At 65.7% G+C, this 22828-nt stretch carries 17 protein-coding genes; 12 read left to right on the forward strand and 5 right to left on the reverse strand.

Translation table 11 applies throughout. The features are described 5' to 3' along the window. Positions 1-141 precede the first annotated feature (141 nt). Positions 142-627 (reverse strand): hypothetical protein, encoded by a 486-nt coding sequence (locus DAT35_RS61315; protein ID WP_233261996.1) that lies wholly within the window; start codon positions 625-627, stop codon positions 142-144. Between the two features lie 851 nt (positions 628-1478). Between DAT35_RS61315 and DAT35_RS61320 the strand changes: the two genes are divergently transcribed. The 10 genes from DAT35_RS61320 (at position 1479) to DAT35_RS39740 (ending at position 14127) form a co-directional block, all read left to right on the forward strand. Next, positions 1479-2606 (forward strand): GAF domain-containing protein, encoded by a 1128-nt coding sequence (locus DAT35_RS61320; RefSeq protein WP_233261997.1) that lies wholly within the window; start codon positions 1479-1481, stop codon positions 2604-2606. A 237-nt stretch (positions 2607-2843) separates the two neighbouring features. Next, complete coding sequence (locus DAT35_RS39700) at positions 2844-2957, forward strand: ATP-binding protein (protein ID WP_369946314.1); 114 nt, start codon at positions 2844-2846, stop codon at positions 2955-2957. Positions 2958-3161: 204 nt separating this feature from the next. Then, positions 3162-3701, forward strand: a complete 540-nt coding sequence (locus DAT35_RS39705) for an RNA polymerase sigma factor (RefSeq protein WP_108074501.1) — start codon at positions 3162-3164, stop codon at positions 3699-3701. Continuing rightward, positions 3701-6628 carry a CHAT domain-containing protein gene (locus DAT35_RS39710; protein ID WP_108074678.1) on the forward strand — a complete coding sequence of 976 codons (2928 nt, stop codon included), beginning with the start codon at positions 3701-3703 and terminating at the stop codon, positions 6626-6628. The genes DAT35_RS39705 and DAT35_RS39710 overlap by 1 nt, the downstream gene beginning before the upstream one ends. Positions 6629-6841: 213 nt before the next feature. Next, positions 6842-7384 (forward strand): hypothetical protein, encoded by a 543-nt coding sequence (locus tag DAT35_RS39715; protein ID WP_146210081.1) that lies wholly within the window; start codon positions 6842-6844, stop codon positions 7382-7384. Positions 7385-7416: 32 nt separating this feature from the next. Next, complete coding sequence (locus DAT35_RS39720; protein WP_108074503.1) at positions 7417-8817, forward strand: C25 family cysteine peptidase; 1401 nt, start codon at positions 7417-7419, stop codon at positions 8815-8817. A gap of 3 nt (positions 8818-8820) precedes the next feature. Beyond that, on the forward strand, positions 8821-9891 hold the full coding sequence (locus DAT35_RS39725) for a nucleotidyltransferase (protein WP_108074504.1): 1071 nt from the start codon (positions 8821-8823) through the stop codon (positions 9889-9891). Positions 9892-10055: 164 nt separating this feature from the next. Then, a complete protein-coding gene (locus DAT35_RS39730; RefSeq protein ID WP_158502094.1) occupies positions 10056-11654 on the forward strand; it encodes a ThiF family adenylyltransferase in 1599 nt (532 codons plus the stop codon). A 74-nt stretch (positions 11655-11728) separates the two neighbouring features. Beyond that, on the forward strand, positions 11729-12145 hold the full coding sequence (locus DAT35_RS62515; protein ID WP_369946315.1) for a Mov34/MPN/PAD-1 family protein: 417 nt from the start codon (positions 11729-11731) through the stop codon (positions 12143-12145). 59 nt (positions 12146-12204) lie between these two features. Then, complete coding sequence (locus DAT35_RS39740) at positions 12205-14127, forward strand: SAVED domain-containing protein (RefSeq protein ID WP_108074507.1); 1923 nt, start codon at positions 12205-12207, stop codon at positions 14125-14127. A 293-nt stretch (positions 14128-14420) separates the two neighbouring features. Here the strand turns inward: DAT35_RS39740 and DAT35_RS39745 are convergent, their stop codons facing one another. Continuing rightward, positions 14421-17207, reverse strand: coding sequence for a vitamin B12-dependent ribonucleotide reductase (locus tag DAT35_RS39745; protein WP_108074508.1), 2787 nt, complete (start codon positions 17205-17207; stop codon positions 14421-14423). A 574-nt stretch (positions 17208-17781) separates the two neighbouring features. Between DAT35_RS39745 and DAT35_RS39750 the strand changes: the two genes are divergently transcribed. Next, positions 17782-18117 carry a ferredoxin gene (locus tag DAT35_RS39750; protein ID WP_108074509.1) on the forward strand — a complete coding sequence of 112 codons (336 nt, stop codon included), beginning with the start codon at positions 17782-17784 and terminating at the stop codon, positions 18115-18117. A 10-nt stretch (positions 18118-18127) separates the two neighbouring features. On the opposite strand, the gene DAT35_RS39755 is transcribed toward DAT35_RS39750, so the two are convergent. Beyond that, positions 18128-18943 (reverse strand): phospholipid scramblase-related protein, encoded by an 816-nt coding sequence (locus tag DAT35_RS39755; RefSeq protein ID WP_108074510.1) that lies wholly within the window; start codon positions 18941-18943, stop codon positions 18128-18130. Positions 18944-19113: 170 nt separating this feature from the next. Between DAT35_RS39755 and DAT35_RS39760 the strand changes: the two genes are divergently transcribed. Continuing rightward, entirely contained in the window at positions 19114-20268 is a 1155-nt protein-coding gene (locus DAT35_RS39760; RefSeq protein WP_108074511.1) for a hypothetical protein, read from the forward strand. 80 nt (positions 20269-20348) lie between these two features. Here the strand turns inward: DAT35_RS39760 and DAT35_RS39765 are convergent, their stop codons facing one another. Next, a complete protein-coding gene (locus DAT35_RS39765; RefSeq protein ID WP_108074512.1) occupies positions 20349-21059 on the reverse strand; it encodes a Bax inhibitor-1/YccA family protein in 711 nt (236 codons plus the stop codon). Positions 21060-21173: 114 nt separating this feature from the next. Beyond that, on the reverse strand, positions 21174-22640 hold the full coding sequence (locus DAT35_RS39770; RefSeq protein ID WP_108074513.1) for a hypothetical protein: 1467 nt from the start codon (positions 22638-22640) through the stop codon (positions 21174-21176). Positions 22641-22828: the final 188 nt, after the last annotated feature.

Here is a 22828-nt window from a genome sequence, read left to right on the forward strand (position 1 = left end):
GAGCTCCTGGGCCTGCGCCCACTTCGGCTCCTGGCGCCGGCGTCGGGCAGAATCCTCCGCAGGCGCAGCCTCCGTCGGCGGCGCCGGGCCAGCCTCCGGGGATGCGGCCCGCTCCGATGGGGGCTCCTCAGCCCCAGGTCGCTACGGGTGCCGTCGGGAAGCCCGCTGCCGGTGCGAGTGCTCCCTCCGCGCCGGGTGCTTCTGGTGCTCCCGGTGCTGTGCCTGCGGGTGCTGTGCCTCCGAGGCCCATGGCTCCAGCGGGAGGCGCGCCGGTGCCGGGCGCTCCGGGGAGTGCTCCGGCTGGAGCTGCGGCTCCGCGCCCACCGTCCGCGCCGGGAACTCCGGGGAGCGCACCGGTTGGAGCCGCGCCCGCACAGCCCCCTCCAGGGGCGGCAGCTTCGACAGCGCCGGGAGCCGTGCCTCCACGACAGCCCGCACCCAACGTGGCCGCGCCTCCTCGTCCTCCGCAAGCCGGCGCGCCCGTGACACCTGGGGTGGCGGGCGCTCCCAGTGGTGCTCCCGTGGGTGCTGGAGTCCCGCAGCAGCCAGCGGCTCCGAGGGCACCTGGCGCACCGGCCGCTCCGGCTGGCGCACCGGTTGGTGCCGCGCCCTCTCAACCTTCCGCACCCGCGACGCCCGCTGCGCCGAGCGCACCGGTGGCCGCGAAGCCCGCTGGCGCTGCTCCCACGGCGGGTGGGCCCGCTCAACCCGGGCAGAACCTGCCTCCGGGAATGATGCCTCGGGGTGCTCCGGGGACAGCTGCTCCTCAGCCCTCGGCCGCCACGGTTCCTCCGGGTCCTGGTGGGACTCCGCCAGCTCCTGGTGCGAGCCCGGCACAGGTGCCGCCTCACGCTGCGAGCACGGTGCGTCCTCCTGAGACTCCGGCGGCTCCGCCGGGAGTGGCTGCGGTGCGTTCTCCGGCACCAGGGGCCTCGCCCGTGCCTCCTGGTATCCAGGCTCCTGCTCCGGCTGCGCCCATGACGGCGCGTCCGCCTGGTGGTGCTCCGCCTCCGGGGATGTCCCCGCGCCAGGATCCTTCGACTGCTGCTGTTCGTCCCGTGCCGGCGGCCGCGCCTCCCACGGGGGCGCCTCCATCGGCACCGGCGCAGAGCGGGACGGTTCCTCCTCCGGGTGGTTTCGCATCCGCGACGGCCGCCCCGGCCAGTGCTCCGGGGACAAGTCCGTCGCCGCAGCCCGTGCCAGCTCCGAAGGCGGCGCCTCCAGGGACGGGGGCTCCGCAGCCCACGCCCGGTGCTGCTCCGCGAGTGACGGTGCCGCCTGGCGCTCCCGCTCCCCAGGCCACACCTGTTGCTGCCACGGCTGCTGCTCCTCGGGCTCCAGCCGCTCCGGATACCGCTGCTCCTCCGCAGGCCGCGTCCTCCGCGCCCCAGGCCGCGGCACCGGTTGGTGCGCAGTCCGCTCCTACGGTGGGGCCCGCTCAGAGCACGTCTCCCGCCCAGACCGCGCCTGCTGCTCCGATGCCGGAGGTCAAGCCTGCGGCGGCCTCTTCGGAGCCCGCGCGCAAGCCCGAGGTGACTCCCGCATCGGGTGAGGCGGTCGTTGCTCCGCCCGCGGCATCGGCTCCTGCTTCCGCGCAGGCTGCTCCTGCTCCTGAGGCTCCCAAGGAAGCGCCTCCGACGCCGGCCGCCGCGCCGGAGCCGGAGAAGCGGGCTCCTTCGCCGGTCGCCGAGGCCGGTGCGTCCGCTGCTCCCGCCAAGGAGCCCGCCGCACCGGTGTCCAGTGTCCAGGCAACTCCGGCCGCTCCAAAGCCGTCCAGGGCCGCTCCCGTGCAGCCAGTCGAGCTGCCATCGGCGCCCGCTGGGGAGCTGGAGGTGGCCTCTCCGCTGGACCACATTGGCTCGGGTGCCGGGTCCTCGTGGTCTCGGCGGGCCATCGAGGTGGACTTCTCGTCGCAGGATGTGAGCTCCACCGACCCAGGTGCATTCCCCGAGGGGGAACTCCAACTGGCGTCCGTGCATGAGTTCATCCCGACGTGGGATCCCTCCGCCGAGCCGGCCGCGAGTGCGCCGGAATCAGCGGAGGCACCCGCCGAGACCTTCACCGGATGGGATGACTCCCCGGTGGGCGGACCCGAGGGCACTCCAGACGGGAACGCCGCGAGCGCCCCACAGGTGCCGCTCCAGGATGCGCTCGAGGCACTGCGGCAGGCGACGACGCGCGGCGAGCTGGGCAAGGTGCTGCTGTCCTACGCGCAGGGGCGTTTCCCGCGAGGCTTCCTGCTGGGCGAGACGTTCGGCATCGCGAAGGTGGGGCGAGGATACGGACCCGGGAGCAACAAGCCCGAGGTTTCGGCGTTGCAGGTGGATCTCGAGGCGCCTTCGCTGCTCGCCATGGCGGCGGCAGGTGGCCGGGCGGTCGTCTCCAGCGTGCCGGAGAGCCCGGAGGATGAGACGCTCTTCGCGGCGCTGGGCGAGTCGTTCTCGCACTTGGTGGCCGCGCCGATCCGGGTGCAGCAGCGCACGGTGGGCTTCGTCGTCATCGACGGTGGGCCCTCGCCGTTCGGCGCCGAGGAGCTCGATGACCTGGAGTCGCTCGTCGGGGCGGCCTCTGAGGCCTACGGCCGGTTGACCGAGTCCTTGATGTGACAGGAGGGCCCTCGTGCCCGTCCTGTTGCTCTCGCCGCGCTTCGGTTCCGATTCAATCGCACTCGCCACGGAGGCCTCGCGCCGTTCGTGGCGAGTTTGTCGGTGGGCATCAGGGGGGCCCCGTCGGTGCCATTCAAGCTTTGCGACTCGACGGATGGCCTCCAGGCGTCACACAAGTACCCGTCCACATTGGGTCGCGGGCCTGACTGCGTCTACTTTCCGAAGGATTGGCACGCGGTGGTCGGCGATGCCACCCTGGCTGACATCATCCTCGACCGGCTGGTGCACAACGCTCACCGACTAAAGCTCACGGGCGATTCGTGCGCCGGACGATGGAAATTTGGCCCCTGAAGAGGGGTAATAAATCGCGCGCTCCACGTCTTTAGAAGAGACGACGTGCGTCATGGCCCCTCCCTATTTTTCACCCTTATACGCCCCAGGCCTGACGGAAGACCAACTTCCTGAGGAAGCCCTTCGGGTCGAAGAATCCCATGCCACCGGGCCGCCTTCTCGTATCCTGGTGCGGATGGACGACCTGAGGAGCCTTCGCTCTCGATGAGACAGGCAACCAGCCAACAGCGTGCCTGGGAAGTCGCCATGCGGCATCGGGAGTGGCTGCTGGAGCAGGCGAAGCTCATCTGCCGTAATCCGACCGACGCTGAGGACTTGACACAGGATACGATCGAGCGGTTCGTCAAGGCCTCCGCTTCAGTGAAGGCACTCCCCAGTGATCGCAGTTGCGCGAACTGGCTGAACAATACCCTCCAACACCTCTTCGTCGACTACTGCCGGAAGTTGCAGGTCCAGGAGAAGGGCGCGAAGGACCCCGTCTTGCGCGGAGAGGCCGTCGCGACCCCCGAACCTTTCGTTCCTCCGGCGTATGACTCCATTACGGACGAGCAGTTCACGGAGGCCTTGGAAGATCTGAAACCCGAGGCCCGCGCCACCTTCGAACTGCACGCCGCCGGGATGTCCTATCGGGACATCGCGCAGGAGCAGGGCCTCAAAGTGGGAACTGTTGGCAAGCGACTGCATGACGCTCGGAGGAAGCTGTACGCCCACTTCCAGAAGTATCTCACTCCCGGGGAGAACTGATGGCCAGCCCCTGCGACAAGATCGAATTGTTCATGGACGGCGAGCTTTCTTCCGAGGAGGCAGAGGCATTTCGTCAGCACTTCCCGGACTGTGCCAAGTGCCAACACCAGTTCTCGAACCTCCTGCAATTCAAGTTCCTAGGAAAGCGTCATCTTGAGCGCAGCAAGGCACATGCTCCGACGAATCCGGCACATTCCGCGTTCTCCATGAACTGGATGCGCCCCGCATTCCTGGGGGCGGGCCTTTTCGCCGTCACCCTGCTGGCGGTGTTGGCTGTGCGTGGATTTTCGCACCCCGTGCAGCGCCACGACGTGTTCCTGGCAGAGCTTCCCGAGCGGCCTATGGAAGCACGTTTTGCCGTGCCTGGAGCCGACCGGCACCGTCGACCGGCCGCGAAACCCATGGGGCAGGGGGGAGTCTCCGAGGAGCTCCCGCTCGAGGAACTTGCCCGACTCCAGGCGGAGCACGACTTCAAGGGGCTGGCCGTAGCCTACCTTGTACATGGCATTCCAAAGCAGGCCGAAAAGTATCTGGAGAAGCTGGACGACTCCCCCGACGCGGAGAGCCTGCGCGCGGCCATGCTGCTTCCGGACAGACCCGAGGAAGCTCTCCGCCACACCGCGCGGGCCCTGGAGAAGAACCCGAGCCACCCCCAAGCCCTCTGGAACCGAGGTCTGGCGCTGGAAAAGATGGACCTGCCGCTGATGGCGGCACGGACCTTTACAGAAGTTGCATCATTGAAGGAGCCCGGCTGGGCCGATGAGGCGACCCAGAGAGCCATGAGTCTTCAGCGCGAAGCCTCCGAGCATCGCGCGCGATGGGAGCATGTCTTCCAAGCGGGGCGCACGCTGGTCGAATTCGGCCCCGCCCAACTCCCCGGGGACTTCACCCAGGCTCCGGTCGCTCGGATCTTTTTCTATGATGCGGTTCGCTCCGCATCCAGTCGTGAGCAGGTCCTGGCGCTACTCTCGCTGGCCAATGAACTCGACAAGCGAGCGGGAGGCCGTGTTCTTCAAGACTACGTACGCCAAGTCGCAGCGGCGGATTTCAAGCGGCGTGGACCGCTATCACGGGACTATGCGGCCCTGGCCCTCGGACGGCTCTCGGCAGAGCAGAAGGAGCACGTTCTCGCGGAGTTGATCACATCGAAAGAAGACGACCTGATCCTGGGCGCCATCGTCCAGACACGTACCACCGCACGCTACCGGAAACTGTTCGAGGACAAGGCTCGCACTCGTGGCGATCCTTGGTTCGAGCTACTTGCGGCCGAGAAGAGCGCGGATCTCGATAGGGTGGACGGACGCTTCGGTCTTGCCACCCAGACATTGCTCGATGCGCTACGGCGCTGCCCCTCGCGGGGGCTCGAATACCGCTGCATCTTTCTCGAGCGCGAGTTGTCCAGCCTCTACCTCCAGCGCGAGCAGACCGAGGCGGCGAGTCAGCATGCCGAGGCCGGCTGGCGGCAGGCGCTCGAACACAATGAGTGGTGGTTGGCGCGGGACCTCTTGTGGAACCGCGCGCAGGTCGCTCGCTACACGAACGATGCACCCCTGGCTCGCGTTCTCTACGAGGAACTCCTCGAGCGCGCGTGGGGAGAACCCGACATGGTTCGTCGTGCACACCAGAACTTCGCGGAGATCGCCCTGCACAAACTCCAGGTGGACGAAGCACGGCGAGAGATGGACGCAGCGTTGGCCACCCAGAACCCGCTGTCTTTCAGCGGGGCCTTCGCCTTGGCGGATCTCTCGCGGATGCGGAGGGGAGAGGATGACGAGAAACACCTGCAGCGAGCGCTGGATGCCGCCGCTCCCTCTCTGACCCCTGGCGAGCGCGTGATCGCCATCCATGTCCAGGGGCGCTTCTACATCGAGCGAGACGCGCAGAGGGGCCGCGACCTGCTGTGGCGCGCCATCCAAGCGGCGGAGGCCCAGCCTCTCTTGGAGGATCCGGGGGCTCGACGGGCGCGTGCCTACAGCTTCACTTCGCTCATCCTCGATGCGGGTCGGCGTGGTGCCTTCGAGGATGCATTGAAGTTGTTCGCGCGCGAGCGCGGCCAGGGGGAACTGCCCGTCCAATGCCTGCTGGCGGTCGCGGTGGACTCCGAGCGGACCTTGCTCATCGCGCGTGGCTCCCAAGGAGAACTGCTCGGCTACGATGACGAGACGAGAGGTGCGCCGCTGGGGGACCGGCTGGATGGGCTCGTTCCCGAAAAACTCCTGGCTTCGCTGCGCTCATGTTCCCAGGTGCAGGTACTCGCCCGGCCTCCGCTCCATGGTCGGGCTGGGCTACTGCCTCCCGAGATCGCCTGGAGCTATCTGACGCGCGCCTCCGCGCCCAGGACTCCGCCCACGGGCCCCGCACGACACCTCGTCGTCTCTGGGATCAATCTGCCGCCCAACTCTTCCTTCGAGAGCCTCAACCGATGGGTACCCGACTTTGGTCCCCAGGAAGTCCCTGCCACGCTTAGCGGTGCCGAGGCGACGCCCTCGCGGGTCATTGAAGCCATGAAGGACAAGACCGAGATCGACTTGGTGACCCACGGTGTCATCAATGACTCCTCGGATGACTCCTATTTGCAACTGACCCAAGGAGAGGACGGTTCGCAGCTGGGAGTCCAGCAGGTCCGAGAGGCCTCACTCCAAGGGGCTCCTTTTGTCGTGCTCGCGGCTTGCCATGCCGCCCACACGGCCTATGTGCTCCATGAGCCTCTTAGCCTGCCTGCAGCCTTCATCCATGCGGGTGCGCGCGGAGTTCTCGCGGCGACCACGCAGGTCTGGGACACGGAGGCCGGAGACTTCTTCAACGAAGTCCGCGCGCGCATGCGAGAGGAAGTTCCCCCCGCCATCGCGCTCCGGGACGTGCGCATGCAATGGCTTGCGGCGGGCAAGGGATCGAGGTGGCTCGGCAGTGTCCTGCTGTTCGAGTGAATCAGCCGGCAGGCCAGTAACAAATCGGTCGGGCTTCGTCTTTATGGGTGGGCATTCCTAACGCCTCCACCTGCGGGACAGGAGCCAGTCTTGAGCAAGCCGAAGCTGCCTTTCTATGAACTTGAGTTCTCCGGCGATGCCACTTTCTGGAACGAGCAAGACGCAGACCACCGTCACGTCTTTCTCATGCCAGTCCCAATTCCGGAGGATTTCGTGGCATTTGGAGTGCTTGGCTCGAAGCACAAACCCTGCTTCGTGGCGAGGGGCAAGGTACACGCTCACCTGGACGACTTCATCACGCGGATGACGCGAGACAATGCTCGCGTGGATCTCTACGCGCGTCCTCCACTGCCAGGGTGGCTCCTGAAGAAGTACGCCGATGATCCGCACCACGAGGGCCATGAGTTCGAGGCACCTCCGCCTCCGCCCGTCAACGGGCTGGTCGCCGGCAGCACCACTTCATACGAGCACCGTCGTCACACCCCCCTCTGGCCGGAGGGTCCCTCCTCTGCGCGGCACGTCTTCATCATGCCCATCCACCGCGCGCCCTCCGAGTTCCTCGCTTTGGGCGTGTCTGGCTCGGGCGGCCAAGTGATCTTCGCGCTGACAGGTTCGGTGCAGAAGTATCTGGGCGAGTTCATCTCTCGAGTGGTGAAGGAGGAGGCCCAGGTGGAACTCCGCGCCAGGCCTCCGCTGCCAGAGCCGATCTTGCGCAAGTACCTCTCCGAGCCGTCTGCTGAGAACTCCCGCCGCTAGCTCGATACCGCGCCGGAACCGAGGAACCCTACATGACCCTTGAATTGCTTCTGGCTCACGCCAACGACGGCCGTCCCATGCTTCAAGGCGGCCTCTCTGAGGAGACGCTCCGTGGTGTTCCCATTCAGCCTCCCGAAGTTCCGGAGAGGCTATGGAGTGATCACGGCAATCTTGACGTCCTCAAGAAACAGCGCTGGGGCCTCGTGGTGCCTGAGGGGCCCGAGGGTAATGAACTCCTGGAACGCATCAAGCCTCTGCGGGAGCTACGCGAGGCAGACCAGGACGGAAAAGAGGCTCGCGTCTACCGGGTTGCTCCCGGGATGAACGGCCCGCGCGCAATGGCATGGAAGCAGCAGGTGTTCCGAGACGAGGACGTCGACGAGCGGGAGCGCCCTCGCTATCTGCTCGTGTTGGGAGACCTGCATCAGGTGTCGCTGGAGCTGCAGCAGGCTCTCGCCACGGATGCGTACGTGGGGCGGCTGGCCTTCCGCTCTCCCGAACAATACACGGCCTATGCCTCCAAGGTGGTCCGCTGGGAGCGTGCGACCGTGCACGCGACAGGGCCGCGTATGCTCTTCTACACGGCGCAGGACGGTAGCGAAGCGACCCGGCTTGGCCACGAGGATCTCATTGAGCCCTGCCTTGAGGCGTGCCGGACGCACCTGCCCGATGCAAAGATCCTCCATGTCCTTGATGACGACAAAGCCCCGGGAAAGCAACTCTTGGAGCGCGCGGCGGAGCCGACACCCAGCCTGTTGCTCTCCCTGAGCCATGGCCTGGGCCGACCCGATGGAGGTTGGAGATCTCCGACGGATCAGTTCAACCTTCAAGGCGCACTGCAACTCCCGGGGCGACAGCTTTCCGGGGCGGACCTTGTGTCAGGCGCATTCCTCCCGGGCGGCATGTGGGTATGCTTCGCATGCTTCAGTGCGGGGACGCCAGCGCGCAGCACGTATGCACCGTGGTTGAGAGAACTCGCCAAGACTTCTTTGAGCGCGGCGCAGGTGCTCGACGCTCTGCCGGGATGGGAGGGAGAGCACTCCTTCATTGCTGCGCTGCCTCAGGCTGCGCTGGCCAACCCGGATGGCCCGTTGGCAGTGGTGGGGCATGTGGACCTTGCCTGGTCGAGCAGCTTCCGCCAGCAAGGCCAGCGCACGCCCTCGCGATTCTTCGGGGTTCTCCAAGCGCTCGCGGAGGGGCACCGGGTCGGCAACGCCCTTACGTCGCTGGCGCGCTCGTTCCACGACCTGAACATGGCGCTGACCGTGCGAGACGCGCACGCGGCGCTGGAACATGAGGCCGGGCGCAAAGTGCTTCAGAGCCCAGCAGTCCATGCATCTCTGTTCCTGCAGCGCCAAGACCTCATGGGCTTCGTTCTGCTGGGAGATCCCGCGGCCCGCCTGTCGATTCCCTTTCCCAAGGAGGAGAGCTGAACCATGGCCAACATCCAGACGCAGTTCGTGCAGTTCGATGACCGTATCCGCCTCAAGCGCTTCGATGAGAATCAGCTCCTTCGCGATAAACGAGACATCATCCTGGACAAGCTCCGGGACAAGTTCTCAGCTCTGAGGAAAGAAGGAAAGGACATCCCCAAGTTCGATCCCTTCAACCAGGGCAGCTACCAGATGGGCACTGGCATCCAGCCTGCGGATGGTGACTACGACATCGACGTGGGCCTGCGCTTCCAATGTTCCAAGAGCAAATACCCCAATCCGGTCGATCTGAAAATCCTGGTCGCCGATGCGCTGAAAGGACATACGGAGCTCGGAACTGATGTCCGCCGCTCCTGTGTCACGGTTTATTACAAGCTCAATGGCGAGCAGGCCTATCACGTCGATCTCGCCGTCTATACTTATGATGACCCCAACAGCGCCACGCCGCGTCTCTTCCTGGCCAAGGGGTTCCGCGACGCGGATGCGCAGAACCGGTGGTGGGAGGAGTCGGATCCAATGGGCCTCAGTGCCTGGGTCGAGCAACGGTTCTCGACCAGTGAAGAAGAGCTCCAGTTCCTCCGGGTCATTCGTGCGCTGAAGCGGTGGAAGACAGAGAAGTTCAAGACAGACGGCAACAACGCTCCGTCAGGCATCGGGCTCACGGTAGCCGCTGGCCAGTGGTTCGTTCCCCGCGTCACGCGTGACGCGCTCGCCAAGACCACTACCTTCAATGACCTGGAGGCAATGCAGGCTTTCGTCTTGGCTCTGGTGGGCAAGTTTCAGCAGGTTGGAGTGAAGCCGGATGGCTCACCGCTCTACCGCCTCAATGTACCTGTGCCGGTCGCTCCCCGGGAGGACATCTTCAAGAAGATGTCAGATGGCCAGATGACGACCTTCAGGGAGCGGCTGATCCAGCTCCGTGATCTGCTCGCTCGCGTTGTCAAGGAGCCGGACCCGGTCGAAGCCTGCAAGATGATGCAGAAGGACTTCTGCAGTGAGTTTCCTGTCCCGGACAAGTCCGATACGGGGCAGCGCATGAGCAGAGCCATCTCCTCCGGCGGAATCTCGGCCTGACCTGTATGTCGCGCGCTCCCGCTCTTCAGCCTCCTCCCATCCACGTAGAGACGCTCGGCCATCTCCAGCGCAGCGGACTGCTCGCAGAGTGTCAGGTGGTACTCCCAACTCCAGCGGCTGGGCGGACGGGGGGGCCTACTGGAGAGGCTTCGCTCTCCGGGTACATGACTCTCGGCAGCTACAAGTTCCACCTTCGGGTCGGCTTGCCCCTCGCGTTTCCTCTGCGCCTGCCCGAGCTCACCGTGCTGAGTGTGGAGCCTCAGCTCGAACTCCCGCATTTGGTAGGCGACCATCAGCTCTGCTTCGAGTCGGAGACTAACCTTCTACTCGACCGCCGCGACCCCTGGGGAATCGTCCAAGAGTCGCTAGCGCGAGCCCGAGAGATGCTCCATCGCCTGATTACCGGCGGGCGCGCGGAAGAGTTCGCGCAAGAGATCGTCGCTTACTGGGCCACACCAGCACGGATTCGCTTGGATTGCGATGTCGACGCGACCGAGAGGCCTCACCTCACCCAGATTCTCTTCTCCAAGCAAGTCCCGATTGCCGTCGCTGATGACCCCTTCGCCTACGGCCAGTCGAGACGGGAGCGGAGAGCCGACGATCTGGCGCGTCAGAACGCGATCTACATCCCTATTGATCCTGTCGCGGTTGACCCGGAGTTCGATCCCAGGGAACTGATGAAGCCCGAGGGCATCCGGAAATACATCCGCGCACTTCCGGAAGCAGACCGCCGCGAGGTTGCGAGGCTGCTAGGACACTGTACCCAGCGCCAAGAGCTTGTCGTGTTGGGAGTGAAGCGTCCACGCGGCGAGCGCGCACGGGTCGGGGTGTGGTTTCCGCGGGTGCGTGGGAAGCACCCCCTTGCTGACGAATTGGCGCAGGATTTGGCAATACCGGTGGCACTCCGGCGGAGGGACCTTGCCTTCTTGGCTCCACGCGGTGGGGCTGGCGCCGAGCTGCAGAAGAGGCAGGTGCTCATTGTTGGCTGCGGAGCGGTCGGCGGCCACGTGGCGCTCATCCTGGCAAGAGCTGGGATCGGTCAGATCTCACTGGTTGACCCCGACAGCTTCGAGCTGGAGAACACGTACCGGCACGTCTGTGGAATGGCCCATGTGGACCTGACGAAGGTGCAAGGGCTTCGGCAGGAACTTCAGCGTCTCATTCCCTACGTGAAGGTGGTTCCCTACGAGGAGGAGATCGAGAACCTCCTCGTGCGACAGCCGGAAGTGCTGGCCCAACACGATCTGGTGATCTCCGCGCTGGGCAGTCCTACGGTTGAGATGCATCTGAACGAGCGGATCTGGTCATCCACCAAGCACCCACCCGCCATTTTCGCCTGGCTGGAGCCTCTCGGGATTGGAGGGCATGTACTCGCCACCCATGTTCCGAAAGCGGAGGGCTTCTCTCGCGGCTGCCTCGAATGTCTGTACCACCGTCCCGTGGAAGAGGGTCCTCTGGAAAATCGGGCGGCCTTCGCGACCCCGGGCATCAACTACACGAGAGACGTGCTCGGGTGCGGAAGCACATATCTCCCTTTTGCGGATCTCGACTCTTTGCGCACAGCCGAGATGGCGGCACGTTTCGCGCTGCGGATTCTCCACCGCCAGCTCGAGGGCGCTCCTTTGGTGTCATGGAAGGGGGACGCCTTGGCGTTCGAGAAGGTTGGCTACCGCGCCACTCCTCGCTTCGATGCCATCTCTGGACCGTTCAGTGAGGAGCAAGTTGCCCACGTCCGCGAGAGCTGTCCGGTATGCGCGAGTTGAGCATCGACATGGGGCTCGTTTTTCGTCGCCCGGATGGATCGGGTGTGAAGGTCGGCCCGGAGGCCCTCGCTCAGATGCTCGCGCTCCGGCAGCTCCGCTCAAGTCACACCGAGGCTGGTGGGGTCTTGCTGGGCCGCTATATCTTGGGTTGCCGGGACCGGGTGGTCGATGAGGTTACTGTTCCCATGCAGGGTGACCGGCGGATGCGCCTGGCTTTCCATAGGCGCTCAGAGCGACACCAAGAAGTGATCGACTCGCGGTGGGCGGCATCTCGTGGGACGTGCCAGTACCTTGGCGAGTGGCATACGCATCCAGAGTTCTCTCCGACGCCCTCATCCACCGATCTCTCGGATTGGAGACGGCGCCTGTGCACTGATCAGTTCGATGGCGACTCGCTGCTCTTCGTCATCGTCGGGATTCGCGAGGTCCGGGTCTGGGAAGGCTTCCGGTGTACTCAGGCCATCGACTTGCTTCAGTCCGCTGACACGTAACAACTCCTTCGCTTGATGTCTGTGTTTCCGTGACGTTCTCATTCAGGAGCCCCTCTCCCATGAGCCCCCCGAAGAAACCCCAGGAGGTCACGCTTGAGTTCGTGCGCGTACGGGAAGAGGAGGACTTCTCGTACGAGCGGCAGGAGTACACGGTTCTGCATACCTTCGGTGATGCCAAAAAAGTCTGCTTTCCATGGGATGCTCCCATGTTGCAGGAGGGCTTGGCAGAGCTTGAGAAGTCTCATCCTGATGGGCTCAAGCTCGAAAGGCTTGGACATTACCTGCGAGACTTTCTGGAGACGTCCAACTGGGCTAGGGACGAAGGCCAGCTCGATCAGGCCAGGATGAATCGAAGCCCCATCCACCTCACCATTCGCTCCAACGCCCCCGAGATGTACTACCTCCCCTGGGAGTTGCTTCCGCTGAAACCCAGCGGGACACAACTCGGGCAGATGCCGGACTGTCTCATCCGGTACGAGTTGCGGGGGATCCTGGGCCAGGAGCCGGGCCTGACCCCCAGCCGGATCCTCCTCGCAGGCTCCGGCAACGTGGATTTCGAGAGGCATCGCAACGCCATCATGGCGGCTTGTCAGGGAGTCCCTGCTTCTCGCAGACCTGCGCTGGAGGTGCTCGCCAACCTGACACGGCAGTCCCTGACACGGGCGCTGAGCGATGCCTCTCGCTCGATCACTGTGCTCCATCTCCTCTGTCACGGCACGCTGATTAGCGAAAACGTCTACGGGCTCGAACTCCATCCGCCAAGCGAGTATGGGAAGCCGGATCGACTCCATGCTGCCGAGCTGCGCGGCATCATCGCTGGGTGTACCAATCTGCCGCGGCTCGTGGTCCTCTCGGTCTGCTTGAGTGGCGACGTCGGTAGGCCCGCGCACCGCCTGGGCAGCGTCGCGCAGACCCTGCATCTGCAAGGTGTTCCAGCGGTGCTCGCTTCCAGGATGCCGCTCTCCACCGAAGGATCCGTTCAAATGACTGAGGTGCTCTACAACGAGCTGATCGGCGGCAGCGGAAACCTGCGGAAGGCTGTCTCGGCTGCTCGGAGGAAGCTCCATGAGCTGAAGTCCAAGGATTGGGTCTCGCTCCAACTCTACGCTCGGGAACTGGAGCCTCTTGCGCTTGAGCCGTTTCGCCGCCCGGAGCCTCCTGATACTGGCACTTCACCACGAGGAGATCTGGTCCTCATTTGCCATGCAGCATACGGGGCGGTTCATGGGGCTCCCGAACCGGTGGATGCGCCAGAACTCTTCGCCCATCGCCCGCGTATTCGAAAGGTCTCCATCGACCAGACAGCGAAGCTCAAGGAGCGTCAGTGGGCGAATCTGGAGAAGGAGGTGAAGCGCCTGACTTCTCGCAAGGGGCAACTTTTGCGGACGCTGGAAGAGCATGGAACCGAACTAGTGTATTACGGCTTTCCCTTCGTCCCTCTGGCTGCGCTCGTCGGCTTCCTCGCTCAGACACGCCACGTGCACCTATTCGAGCACGACCGCACGCTCAAGCGCTTCACCTGGGTGCGCGAGGCAGAAGGCCCCTTTCCGCCGCTCAGGGTGGAGGCCCGGCAGGGTTCCAGCGGCTCTGCTGCACGGCTCCGACTCTCCATCTCCGCCACCGTTGACCTCGACGATTGCAGAGCGGTGCTTCCAGAGGAGGAGGTGAGGCTTGATGTCCACTGTCGGCTGGATGAGCCCCAGCGGGGAATTGTGCGTAGGGAGGATCAGGCGCAGGAATATGCACGACAGCTCTGCTTGGCGCTGGATCAACACATCGCCAAGAACAGCTCTATTCAGCAGATTCACGTCTTCGCCGCTGTTCCAGTCAGCATCGCGTTCCACCTGGGACAGGCCTTGACCGCAAGTTGGCTGAAGAGCTGCTGTGTTTACAACCATGGAGCCGAAGACGTCCCTCGGTACAAGTGGAGACTGTGGCTTCAGGCTGCGAAGAAAGGCCTCCCTGCTGTCGAAATTCTATGACAGCGGTTGCCGTCCTCTGCGCCGAGGAGCTCGATGACCTGGAGTCGCTCGTCGGGGCGGCCTCGGAGGCCTACAGCCGGTTGACCGAGTCCTTGATGTGACAGGAGGGCCCTCGGGCCCGTCCTGTTGTTCTCGCCGCGCTTCAGTGACGCGCGGTGGCTGCGCCCGTTGCCCGAGAGCGAGGGTTGAGGACTCCGGCCACGAAATGAAAAAGGCCCCGGTACCGAGGTACCGGAGCCTGGATGCGTCACGGGCCGGAGCGAGCCGACCCGTGACGAGAGGGCAGGGGGGACTCAGCTGCAGCCGCTCGTGGTGCCGCAGTTGCTGCACTTGTAGCAGGCGCCGTTGCGCACCATGATCTCTCCGCACGTGTGGCACGGCGGCGCGTCGGCCTGGTTCAGGTACGTCTTGCGCGGCGTCGACATCGGCAGCGCCACCGAGGCCACCTGCACCTGCTTCACCGGCTCGGCCACCGCCACCTGCTTCTCCACCGCCTCCTCCATTCCCTCCGCCTGCTCGCTCGGCAGGAACTTCAGCGCCAGCCACCGGAAGATGTAGTCGACGATCGATTTGGCGATCGGCACCGCCGGGTTGCCCGTGAAGCCGCTCGGCTCGAAGCGCGAGTGGCTGAACTTGTCCACCAGCACCTGCAGCGGCACCCCGTACTGCAGCGCCAGCGACACCGCCGTGGCGAAGCTGTCCATCAGGCCGCTCACCACCGAGCCTTCCTTCGCCATCACGCAGAAGAGCTCGCCCGGCGTGCCGTCCTCGTACATGCCCACCGTCAGGTAGCCCTCGTGGCCGCCGATGGAGAACTTGTGCGTAATGGCCTGGCGCTCGTCCGGCAGCCGCCGGCGCATCGCGTTGGCATCCCGCATCGCCGCCAGCGCGGGCTCGGACACCGCCGCCTTCGTGTCCTTCACCTTCTCCTTCGAGGTGTTCAGCGGCTGGGTCCGCTTGCAGCCGTCGCGGTACACCGCTACCGCCTTCAGCCCGAGCCTCCACGCCTCGATGTACGCCTTCTCGATGTCCTCCACCGACGCGTCCGACGGCATGTTCACCGTCTTGGAGATGGCGCCCGACAGAAAGGGCTGCGTCGCGCCCATCATCTTCAGGTGGCCCATCCAGTGGATGCTGCGCTGGCCCTTGGCCGGCTTGAACGCGCAGTCGAACACCGGCAGGTGATCGGGCTTGAGGTGCGGGGCGCCCTCGATGGTCTCGTGCTTGTCCAGGTAGGTGATGATGTCCTGCGCCTGGGTCTGCGGGTAGCCCAGCTTCTCCAGCGCCAGCGGCACCGTCTGGTTGACGATCTTCAGCATGCCGCCGCCCACCAGCTTCTTGTACTTGATGAGCGCGATGTCCGGCTCAATCCCCGTGGTGTCGCAGTCCATCATGAAGCCGATGGTCCCCGTGGGGGCGAGCACCGTCACCTGGCTGTTGCGGTAGCCGGACTCGGTGCCCAGCGTGAGCGCGTCGTCCCAGGCCTTCTTCTGCGCGGCGAACAGCTCGGCGCTCACGCCCTCCTGCGGGACGTTGTAGGACGCCTTGCGGTGCTTGCGGATGACGCCGAGGAAGGGCTCCTCGTTCTTCGCGTACCCGGAGAAGGGCCCCATCTTCCCGGCCATGCGCGCGCTCATCGCGTACGCCTCGCCGCACATCAGCGAGGTGATGGCCCCCGCGTAGTTGCGGCCCGCCTCCGAGTCGTACGGCAGTCCCGAGGCCATCAGCAGCGCGCCCAGGTTGGCGTAGCCCAGACCCAGCGGCCGGAAGTCGTGGCTGTTCTTCGCGATCTTCTCCGAGGGGTACTTGGAGAAGCCGACGATGATCTCCATCGCCAGCAGCACCACGTCCACGGCGTGCTTGAAGGCGGTGACGTCGAAGTCGCCGTCGATGGTGCGGAAGTGCATCAGGTTCAACGACGCCAGGTTGCAGGCCGAGTCGTCGAGGAACATGTACTCGGAGCACGGGTTGGACGCGTTGATGCGGTCCGTGTTCGAGCAGGTGTGCCAGGTGTTGATGGTGGTGTCGAACTGGAGGCCCGGGTCACCACACAGGTGCGCCGCCTCGGAGATCTCCCGGAAGATGTCGCGCGCCTTGTGGGTGTCCATGGGGCGCCTGTCGCGCACCGAGTGCGTCGTCCACGCGCCGTCGTTCACCACCGCGCGCATGAACTCGTCCGTCACGCGCACCGAGTTGTTCGAGTTCTGGAAGAACACGGACGAGTACGCCTCGCCGTTGAAGCTCGGGTCATACCCGGCCTCGATGAGCGCCCAGGCCTTCTTCTCCTCGTTGGCCTTGCAGCGCACGAAGTCCAGCACGTCCGGGTGGTCCGCGTTGAGGATGACCATCTTCGCGGCGCGGCGCGTCTTGCCGCCGCTCTTGATGACGCCAGCGAACGCGTCGAAGCCCTTCATGAAGGACACCGGGCCGGACGCGGTGCCACCGCCGGCCAGCAGCTCCTTGCTCGAGCGGATGGTGGACAGGTTGCTGCCCGTGCCCGAGCCGTATTTGAAGAGCATGCCCTCTGTCTTGGCCAGCCCGAGGATGGACTCCATGGAGTCCCCCACCGAGTTGATGAAGCACGCCGAGCACTGCGGATGCTCCTCCACGCCCACGTTGAACCAGACGGGCGAGTTGAACGCCGCCTTCTGGCGCAGCAGCAGGTGGGTGAGCTCGGCGTGGAACGTGTCACGGTCCGTGGCCGTGGCGAAGTAGCCGCCCTCGGCACCCCAGCGGGTGAGGGTGTCCACCACGCGGCCCACCAGCCGGCGCACGCTCGTCTCGCGCTCCGGCGTCCCCGGCGTGCCCCGGAAGTACTTCGACGCCACCACGTTGGTGGCCAGCATGGACCAGGACTTGGGCACCTCTACGTTTCTCTGCTCGAAGACGGACTTGCCGTCCTCGCCCGAGATGGAGGCCGTGCGCAGCTCCCACGCGAGCTCGTCGGCGGGATCCACTCCCGGCGTCGTGAAGAAACGCTCCACCGTCAGGCCACCGCCAGCGGGGGCTCTCGCCCTCAGCCCCGCCGCCGTCTCCTTACCGTCCAGTGCTGCTGCCGTGGCGCCCAGGTCGTGCTCCATGCTCCCTCCCACTGCTCTCACTCAGCGTATGACTGCAAAATTTGCAAAATGCCAAGCCCGCGAGATCTCTCGGGATCGAGAGAACTCGATTCGTCACGCCTCCCTCCTGGGTAGGAAGGGTGCGTGCCGACGGGTCAGGCTCTGGTTTGTTGGGGGTTTGTCTGCTCGCTGGAGGGGCAGACAGGTAAGTAAAGGTACGATCTTCGTTCCGGGCTCGTCAAGGTTCTGCAACCCCCAGATCTTGTGCCCGCCACCATTGCGCCACCTACCGATAGGGGAATGTGACCGACCTGACGGTCTCCGTCCGGAACGACCGCGGCGGCTTGGGACCGCAGCGAGGGAGCCGATCTAAAGCCTGCCCGGCCGGCGATCAACTCCCTTGAACAGTGGATCGTCATGGGATGACGAGTCATGTAGGGTCACTCTCCGGTTAAAGGCCGATGATCACTAGCGGATGTTTGCTGAGAGTCTGTGCACGGATCGTCCGGCTGCCTAGTGCCCGAGGCAAGAAAGGGGCAGGCAGGTCACGCGCGGGTTAATCGCTTTCGGACGGAAGGCGCGTTAGGAGGCCGACATGCCTCCATTCAAGCGTCACGTATTCGTCTGTACGAACCGTCGCCCCGATGGGCACCCGAAGGGGTGCTGCGCCACCAAGGGGGGTGAAGAAGTCCGCGCCCGCTTCAAGGAGGAGTTGGACAAGCGGGGCCTGAAGGGCCAGATGAGGGCGAATGCGGCCGGGTGTCTAGATACCTGCTCGTTCGGGGTCTCCGTGGTGGTCTACCCGGAGGGCACTTGGTACGGCGCGGTGAAGCCCGAGGATGTGCCCGCCATCATCGACGAGCACCTCGTGGGAGGCCGCCCGGTGGAGCGGCTGCTGATGCCGTTCTCGCGCAAGAAGGCCGAGGAGTAGGGCCGCCGGCTCAGTCGAAGAAGTCGAGCAGGCCGCCCACGGCGCCGCTGTGGCCGCTGCGCTCCTCGAAGTAGCAGAGGTCCACCATCAGCGTGGCGGCGAGCACCAGCTGCCGCAGGCGGGCATCGGTGAGGCTCGGGTGGAACTCCACCCCGAAGTTGTCGGAGTCGCTGAACATCTCCGTGCCGAGCCCGCTCCACTTCTTGCGGATGGTGGCTACCTCCTCGCCCCGCTGCTTGACGTGGAAGGTCCATGGCTTCCACAGCGGTCCCTCCAGGGTGGCCATCACCGCGCCTCCCGGCGAGCAGATGTCGAAGGTGCGGCGCAGCAGCCCGAAGCGCTGCTGGAGGGTGCCCATCAGGCGCCCGTCCCAGGCCTTCACCTCCACGTACGTGAAGAAGAAGGTCCAGGGCTGCTCGAGGCTGAGGGCGCGCGTGCCCCCCTTCGTCATGAACTCCAGCTCCACCCGGCGGAAGGGCCAGAGGTTGCGCAGCAGCGCCTGGCCCCAGCCCTCGCCCGTCTCGCCGATGTACAGCAGGAAGCGCCCTTCCAGGTCGCTGGCCTCGTAGCGGTTGCGCGTCTCCCAGCCCACGAGGATCTCCGCCCACTCGCGCATCTGGTGCACGCGCAGACCCGGTCCTTCCATCACCGGGCCGAGCGCGTCGCGCAGCTCCAGGCTCATGTAGCGCGGATCCCCCGGGGATCCCTGGCCGGCGCGTGTCTCGGCGAGTGCTGTCTCCTGGGCGCGCTCTTCCGGTGCGGTACGCCCCTTCCAGTCCAGTTCCAGCTCGTCGTCGCGCTTCGGCCGTCCATGCTCGTCACGCATGCCGGAAACCCTAGTTCGCGCGAGGTCCTGGCCGGAAGGGCCCACCTGACGAATGGGGCCAGGTCCAGGGAAATCCCGCTCGGGAGTTCGTGCTGGAGGAGCGGGCGCGTTCAGGGGGATTCTCTCTCGTGGAGAGTTGGGATGTCTCCAGCTCCGAGAGGGGAACACACATGAAGCGTTGGACTCAGGGAGTGGTGTGCGCCGGGTTGCTGGTCTCCGCGGGGAGTGCGCTCGCGGCACCAGCGGATGTCTTCGACCGGGAGCGGCTGGCGAAATACGCCAAGGACAATCCGGAGAAGATCTTCGATGACCCGCGCATCTCCTGCTACCTGCGCGAGCTCCTGTCGAAGGACGACTATGAGGTGCTGCTGCACTCGATGGATTCGATGTCCGGCGAAGGGCCCGATGCCAAGGGCGTCTTCACCTTCGAGGGGAAGGTCACCGGGTTGGCCGATCGGGGCATCGTGATGCTCGAGCCGGGAGGCCATGTCTGGGTTGCAATCGGGAGTGACGAGGCGGAGTACTTCACGAATGACCCCGGCTCGCTCCAGAAGCCGCCGGCCGCCATCGAGGCGTGGCGGGTGCGCTTCGAGGACATGCCCCTCACCGCGGTGTCGGCCAAACGCAAGATGCGCCCGGAGGAGATCGCGCAGAGGTGTAGCGCGCAGAAGCTGGCGGCGGAGATGGAGCGCTTCGCCCAGATGGAGTCCGGAAGCGTGTGCAAGGAGGGCCTCCGTTTCCACCCATTCCTGGCCGCGGCCGTGAAGGGGGGCTCGCCGGAGGGCCGGGTGTACTTCTTCTCCGAGCCGGTGCCCTGTCCCGCGAGCGGCGAGTGCAAGTCGCGCAAGAAGGCCTACCTCGTGGAGAACGATGGCGTGGAGCTGCCCGAGGGCGAGATCAAGAAGAACGGTTTCGTCTGTGCCCTGTACCGGAACGCCAAGGGAAAGAAGAGCGTGGGTTGGTTGCCCGAGAGCGCGCTGGAGAGTGAGCCGCTCAAGCTCCCCGTCGGGAGCACGGCGCTCGGCAAGACGCCGGAGGAGTGGCTGGGCTCCTGGAACCAGGAGAACAAGTCCTCGAGCTCCTCCGTCACCCTCCGCGCGGCGGGCCCCCAGGAGGTCCAGGTGAATGGCCATGCCACCAATGGGGCCAACACGGGCGAGTTCGAATCGAAGCTCACCGTCTCGGGCCCGCTCCTCGTGTACGAGGACAAGGAGGATGGCTGCGTGGTGCGGATGCGTCTGCTCAACAACGCGCTCTACGTCGGCAGCGAGGGCACCTGCGGCGGCATGGGCGTGGGCTACCAGGGGCTGCACTACCGGAAGTAGGGCCCGCTGAAACACGAAGGCGGTGGACCGGCCCGAGCCAGCCCACCGCCTTCATTCATGAAGCCATTCGAGCGCGGCGCTCAGCGGCGGCGATCGCCGAACAGGCGCAGCAGCGAGATGAAGAGATTGATGAAGTCCAGGTACAGCACCAGCGCGCCGACAACGCTCAACGTGGCGGCCGAGCTGTAGCCCGACGCGGCATGCATCTCGCGCAGCTTCTGCGTGTCGTACGCGGTATAGCCCGCGAAGACAAGCACGCCCGCGCACCCCAGCACGAAGTTCAGCATCGGGTTGGGCCAGATAGCCTGGACGATGCTGGCGATGACGCAGCCGATGAGTCCCATGGAGAGGAAGGTGGCCCAGGGGCTCAGGTCCTTCCTGGTGACCGTTCCGAAGATGCTCATTGCCCCGAAGGCGCCGGCGGCCAGCAGGAAGGCGTTGCCGATGGAGGCCGACGTGTAGATGAGGAAGAGCACCGACAGGGTGAGCCCCGTGAGCACCGAGTATACGAGGAAGAGCACCGAGGCCACCGCGCCGGAGAGCCGGGGCGCCATCCCCGACAGGGCCCAGACCAGGCCGAACTGCGCGAGGACGAGCCCCCACCGCCACTGGATGACCTGCATCAGGACGGCCTCGCTGGAGACGGTGAAGAGCGCCACCAGGCCGGAGATGCCGAGCCCGGCGAACATCCAGCCGTACACGCGCGACATGAAGGCGCGCCGGGACTCCTGCACGAGGACGTCATTGACCTCGGCGCGAGCCGTCTGCCAACCGGGAGTTTCCCAAGCCATGAGTTGCGTTTCCTTTCCGTGAATCGGGCGGAGCCTTCCCACCCGGCGCGGGCTTTATAGCGCGCCTACAACCCGCGTGCCGGGCTTCCCTTCCCGGGTGTTCGCTGTCCGGGATTAGAGGGCCTTCCAGGCCGTCAGCAGCTTCTGGGCCACCTCGGTGGTGATGAGCGGCAGCACCCCGCCCCCTCCCACGATGTTGACGATCTCCGAGGTGGAGCCCCGGCACACGCCTCCCCAGGCCGGCTGCTTCGCCAGCCCCACCGAGGCATAGGCCGAGTAGTCCACGTGCAGCCGCAGGGACGTCACGCCGCTCTCCTCGCACAGCAGGTGCTCCTCGGGCGTGGTCTCCACCACCTCCTGCACCACGAAGCCACCGCCCACCGGGTCCGTGGCCGCCCGCTCGCACAGCTCCGCCCACGTGGGCACCGTGCCGTAGGCGGCGCGTGCCCGCTCCTCGAATGCCGGGGTGCCCACCGAGCGGCCGAGGTACACGGCCCGGCCTCCATAGTCCCAGGCCCGCTTGAGGACGAAGCGCTTGGGCTCGGCCACCACGCGCGCCACCAGGTCCTCCACCCGCTCGCCGTCCGGGCCCACGCCAGGGCCGTGCCGGAAGGGCCTCGTCCAGGGCACCGACACGCGCACCGCCTCCAGTTCCTCGGGCGTCAGGCCCGCCAGGTTGGCGAGCTCGGGCTCCACGAGCGACTGGGAGAGCAGGGCGAAGGTCGTCTTCACCTCCACGGGCGAGGCCGGCGGATTGAGCAGCACCGCCTTGCGGCCCGGCACCGTCCCGAAGAAGTCCGCCACCCACGGCGCCGGCGTCTCCTCCAGCCGCCGCACGAAGAGGTGCCGGTACACCAGATCGTACCGCTTGCCTCGCACCTCGAAGTGCTCGTCGCCGGAGACCTCGTCCGGGTGGACGACGTCCGCGTCCGCGCCGAACTCCCGGAAGCGCTCGCACAGGTAGCGCTGCTCGGTGATCTGCGCGTCGTTGCGGCGGCAGAGCAGGGCGATCGTCTCCGGCATCTTGCCGTCGCGCTCGGCGGCGTAGCCATCCAGCAGGGCCCGGTAGAGGGCGAGCGCGTTGCTGCCATTGGCGGCGATGACCGCGTAGAGCGCCTTCTCGGGGTAGCGGAAGTGCCGGGCTACCACCTCGATGAAGGTGCGCGCGGCGATGTCCGAGTAGCCCTGCATGGCTGGAATGGTGGCGTTGAGCTCCAGGGCGCGCGGCCGCGAGTCCACGAAGTAGTCCACCCGTGTGGTGGCCAGCCTCGTCACGTTTTCGAACGTACGTTCGGTGAGCTCGCGCTCGAGCGGAGAGAGGCCGCCGAGCAACAGCTCGCGCTTCTCTCCGGAGAGCACCGCATGCGTCATCTTCACCGTGGCCGAGGCCAGTTGGGCGGAGAGGGCCGCGCGGCGGCGGATCTCCGCGGCGTCGAGGATGACGGGGGTGGCGGTGACGGGGATGGGCCGGGTGGAGCCGTCCTTCTGGGTGACGGCCAGGCCTCGCGCGTATGCGGTGCGCGCCAGCTCGGGTCCGAAATGGACCGCCTGACGTCGCAGCACTTCCAGGAGTTCTTGCACTGGGGGGATCCTTCTTTGCTCGGGCGCCCTTCCTACTCCGCCCGAGGGGCGTCCGGGGAGTGCCTTCGACATAACGGGGCGGGCCCCCCCGCGCCGCTCCAGTGGACGGACGGCCGTCCAGGGGCTTCCAGGGAGGCTCGATTCGGAGATGATGGCCAGACTTCCGAGGTTCCGAACACAGGGAGGCA

Source organism: Vitiosangium sp. GDMCC 1.1324 (assembly GCF_003044305.1).
Lineage (GTDB): Bacteria > Myxococcota > Myxococcia > Myxococcales > Myxococcaceae > Archangium.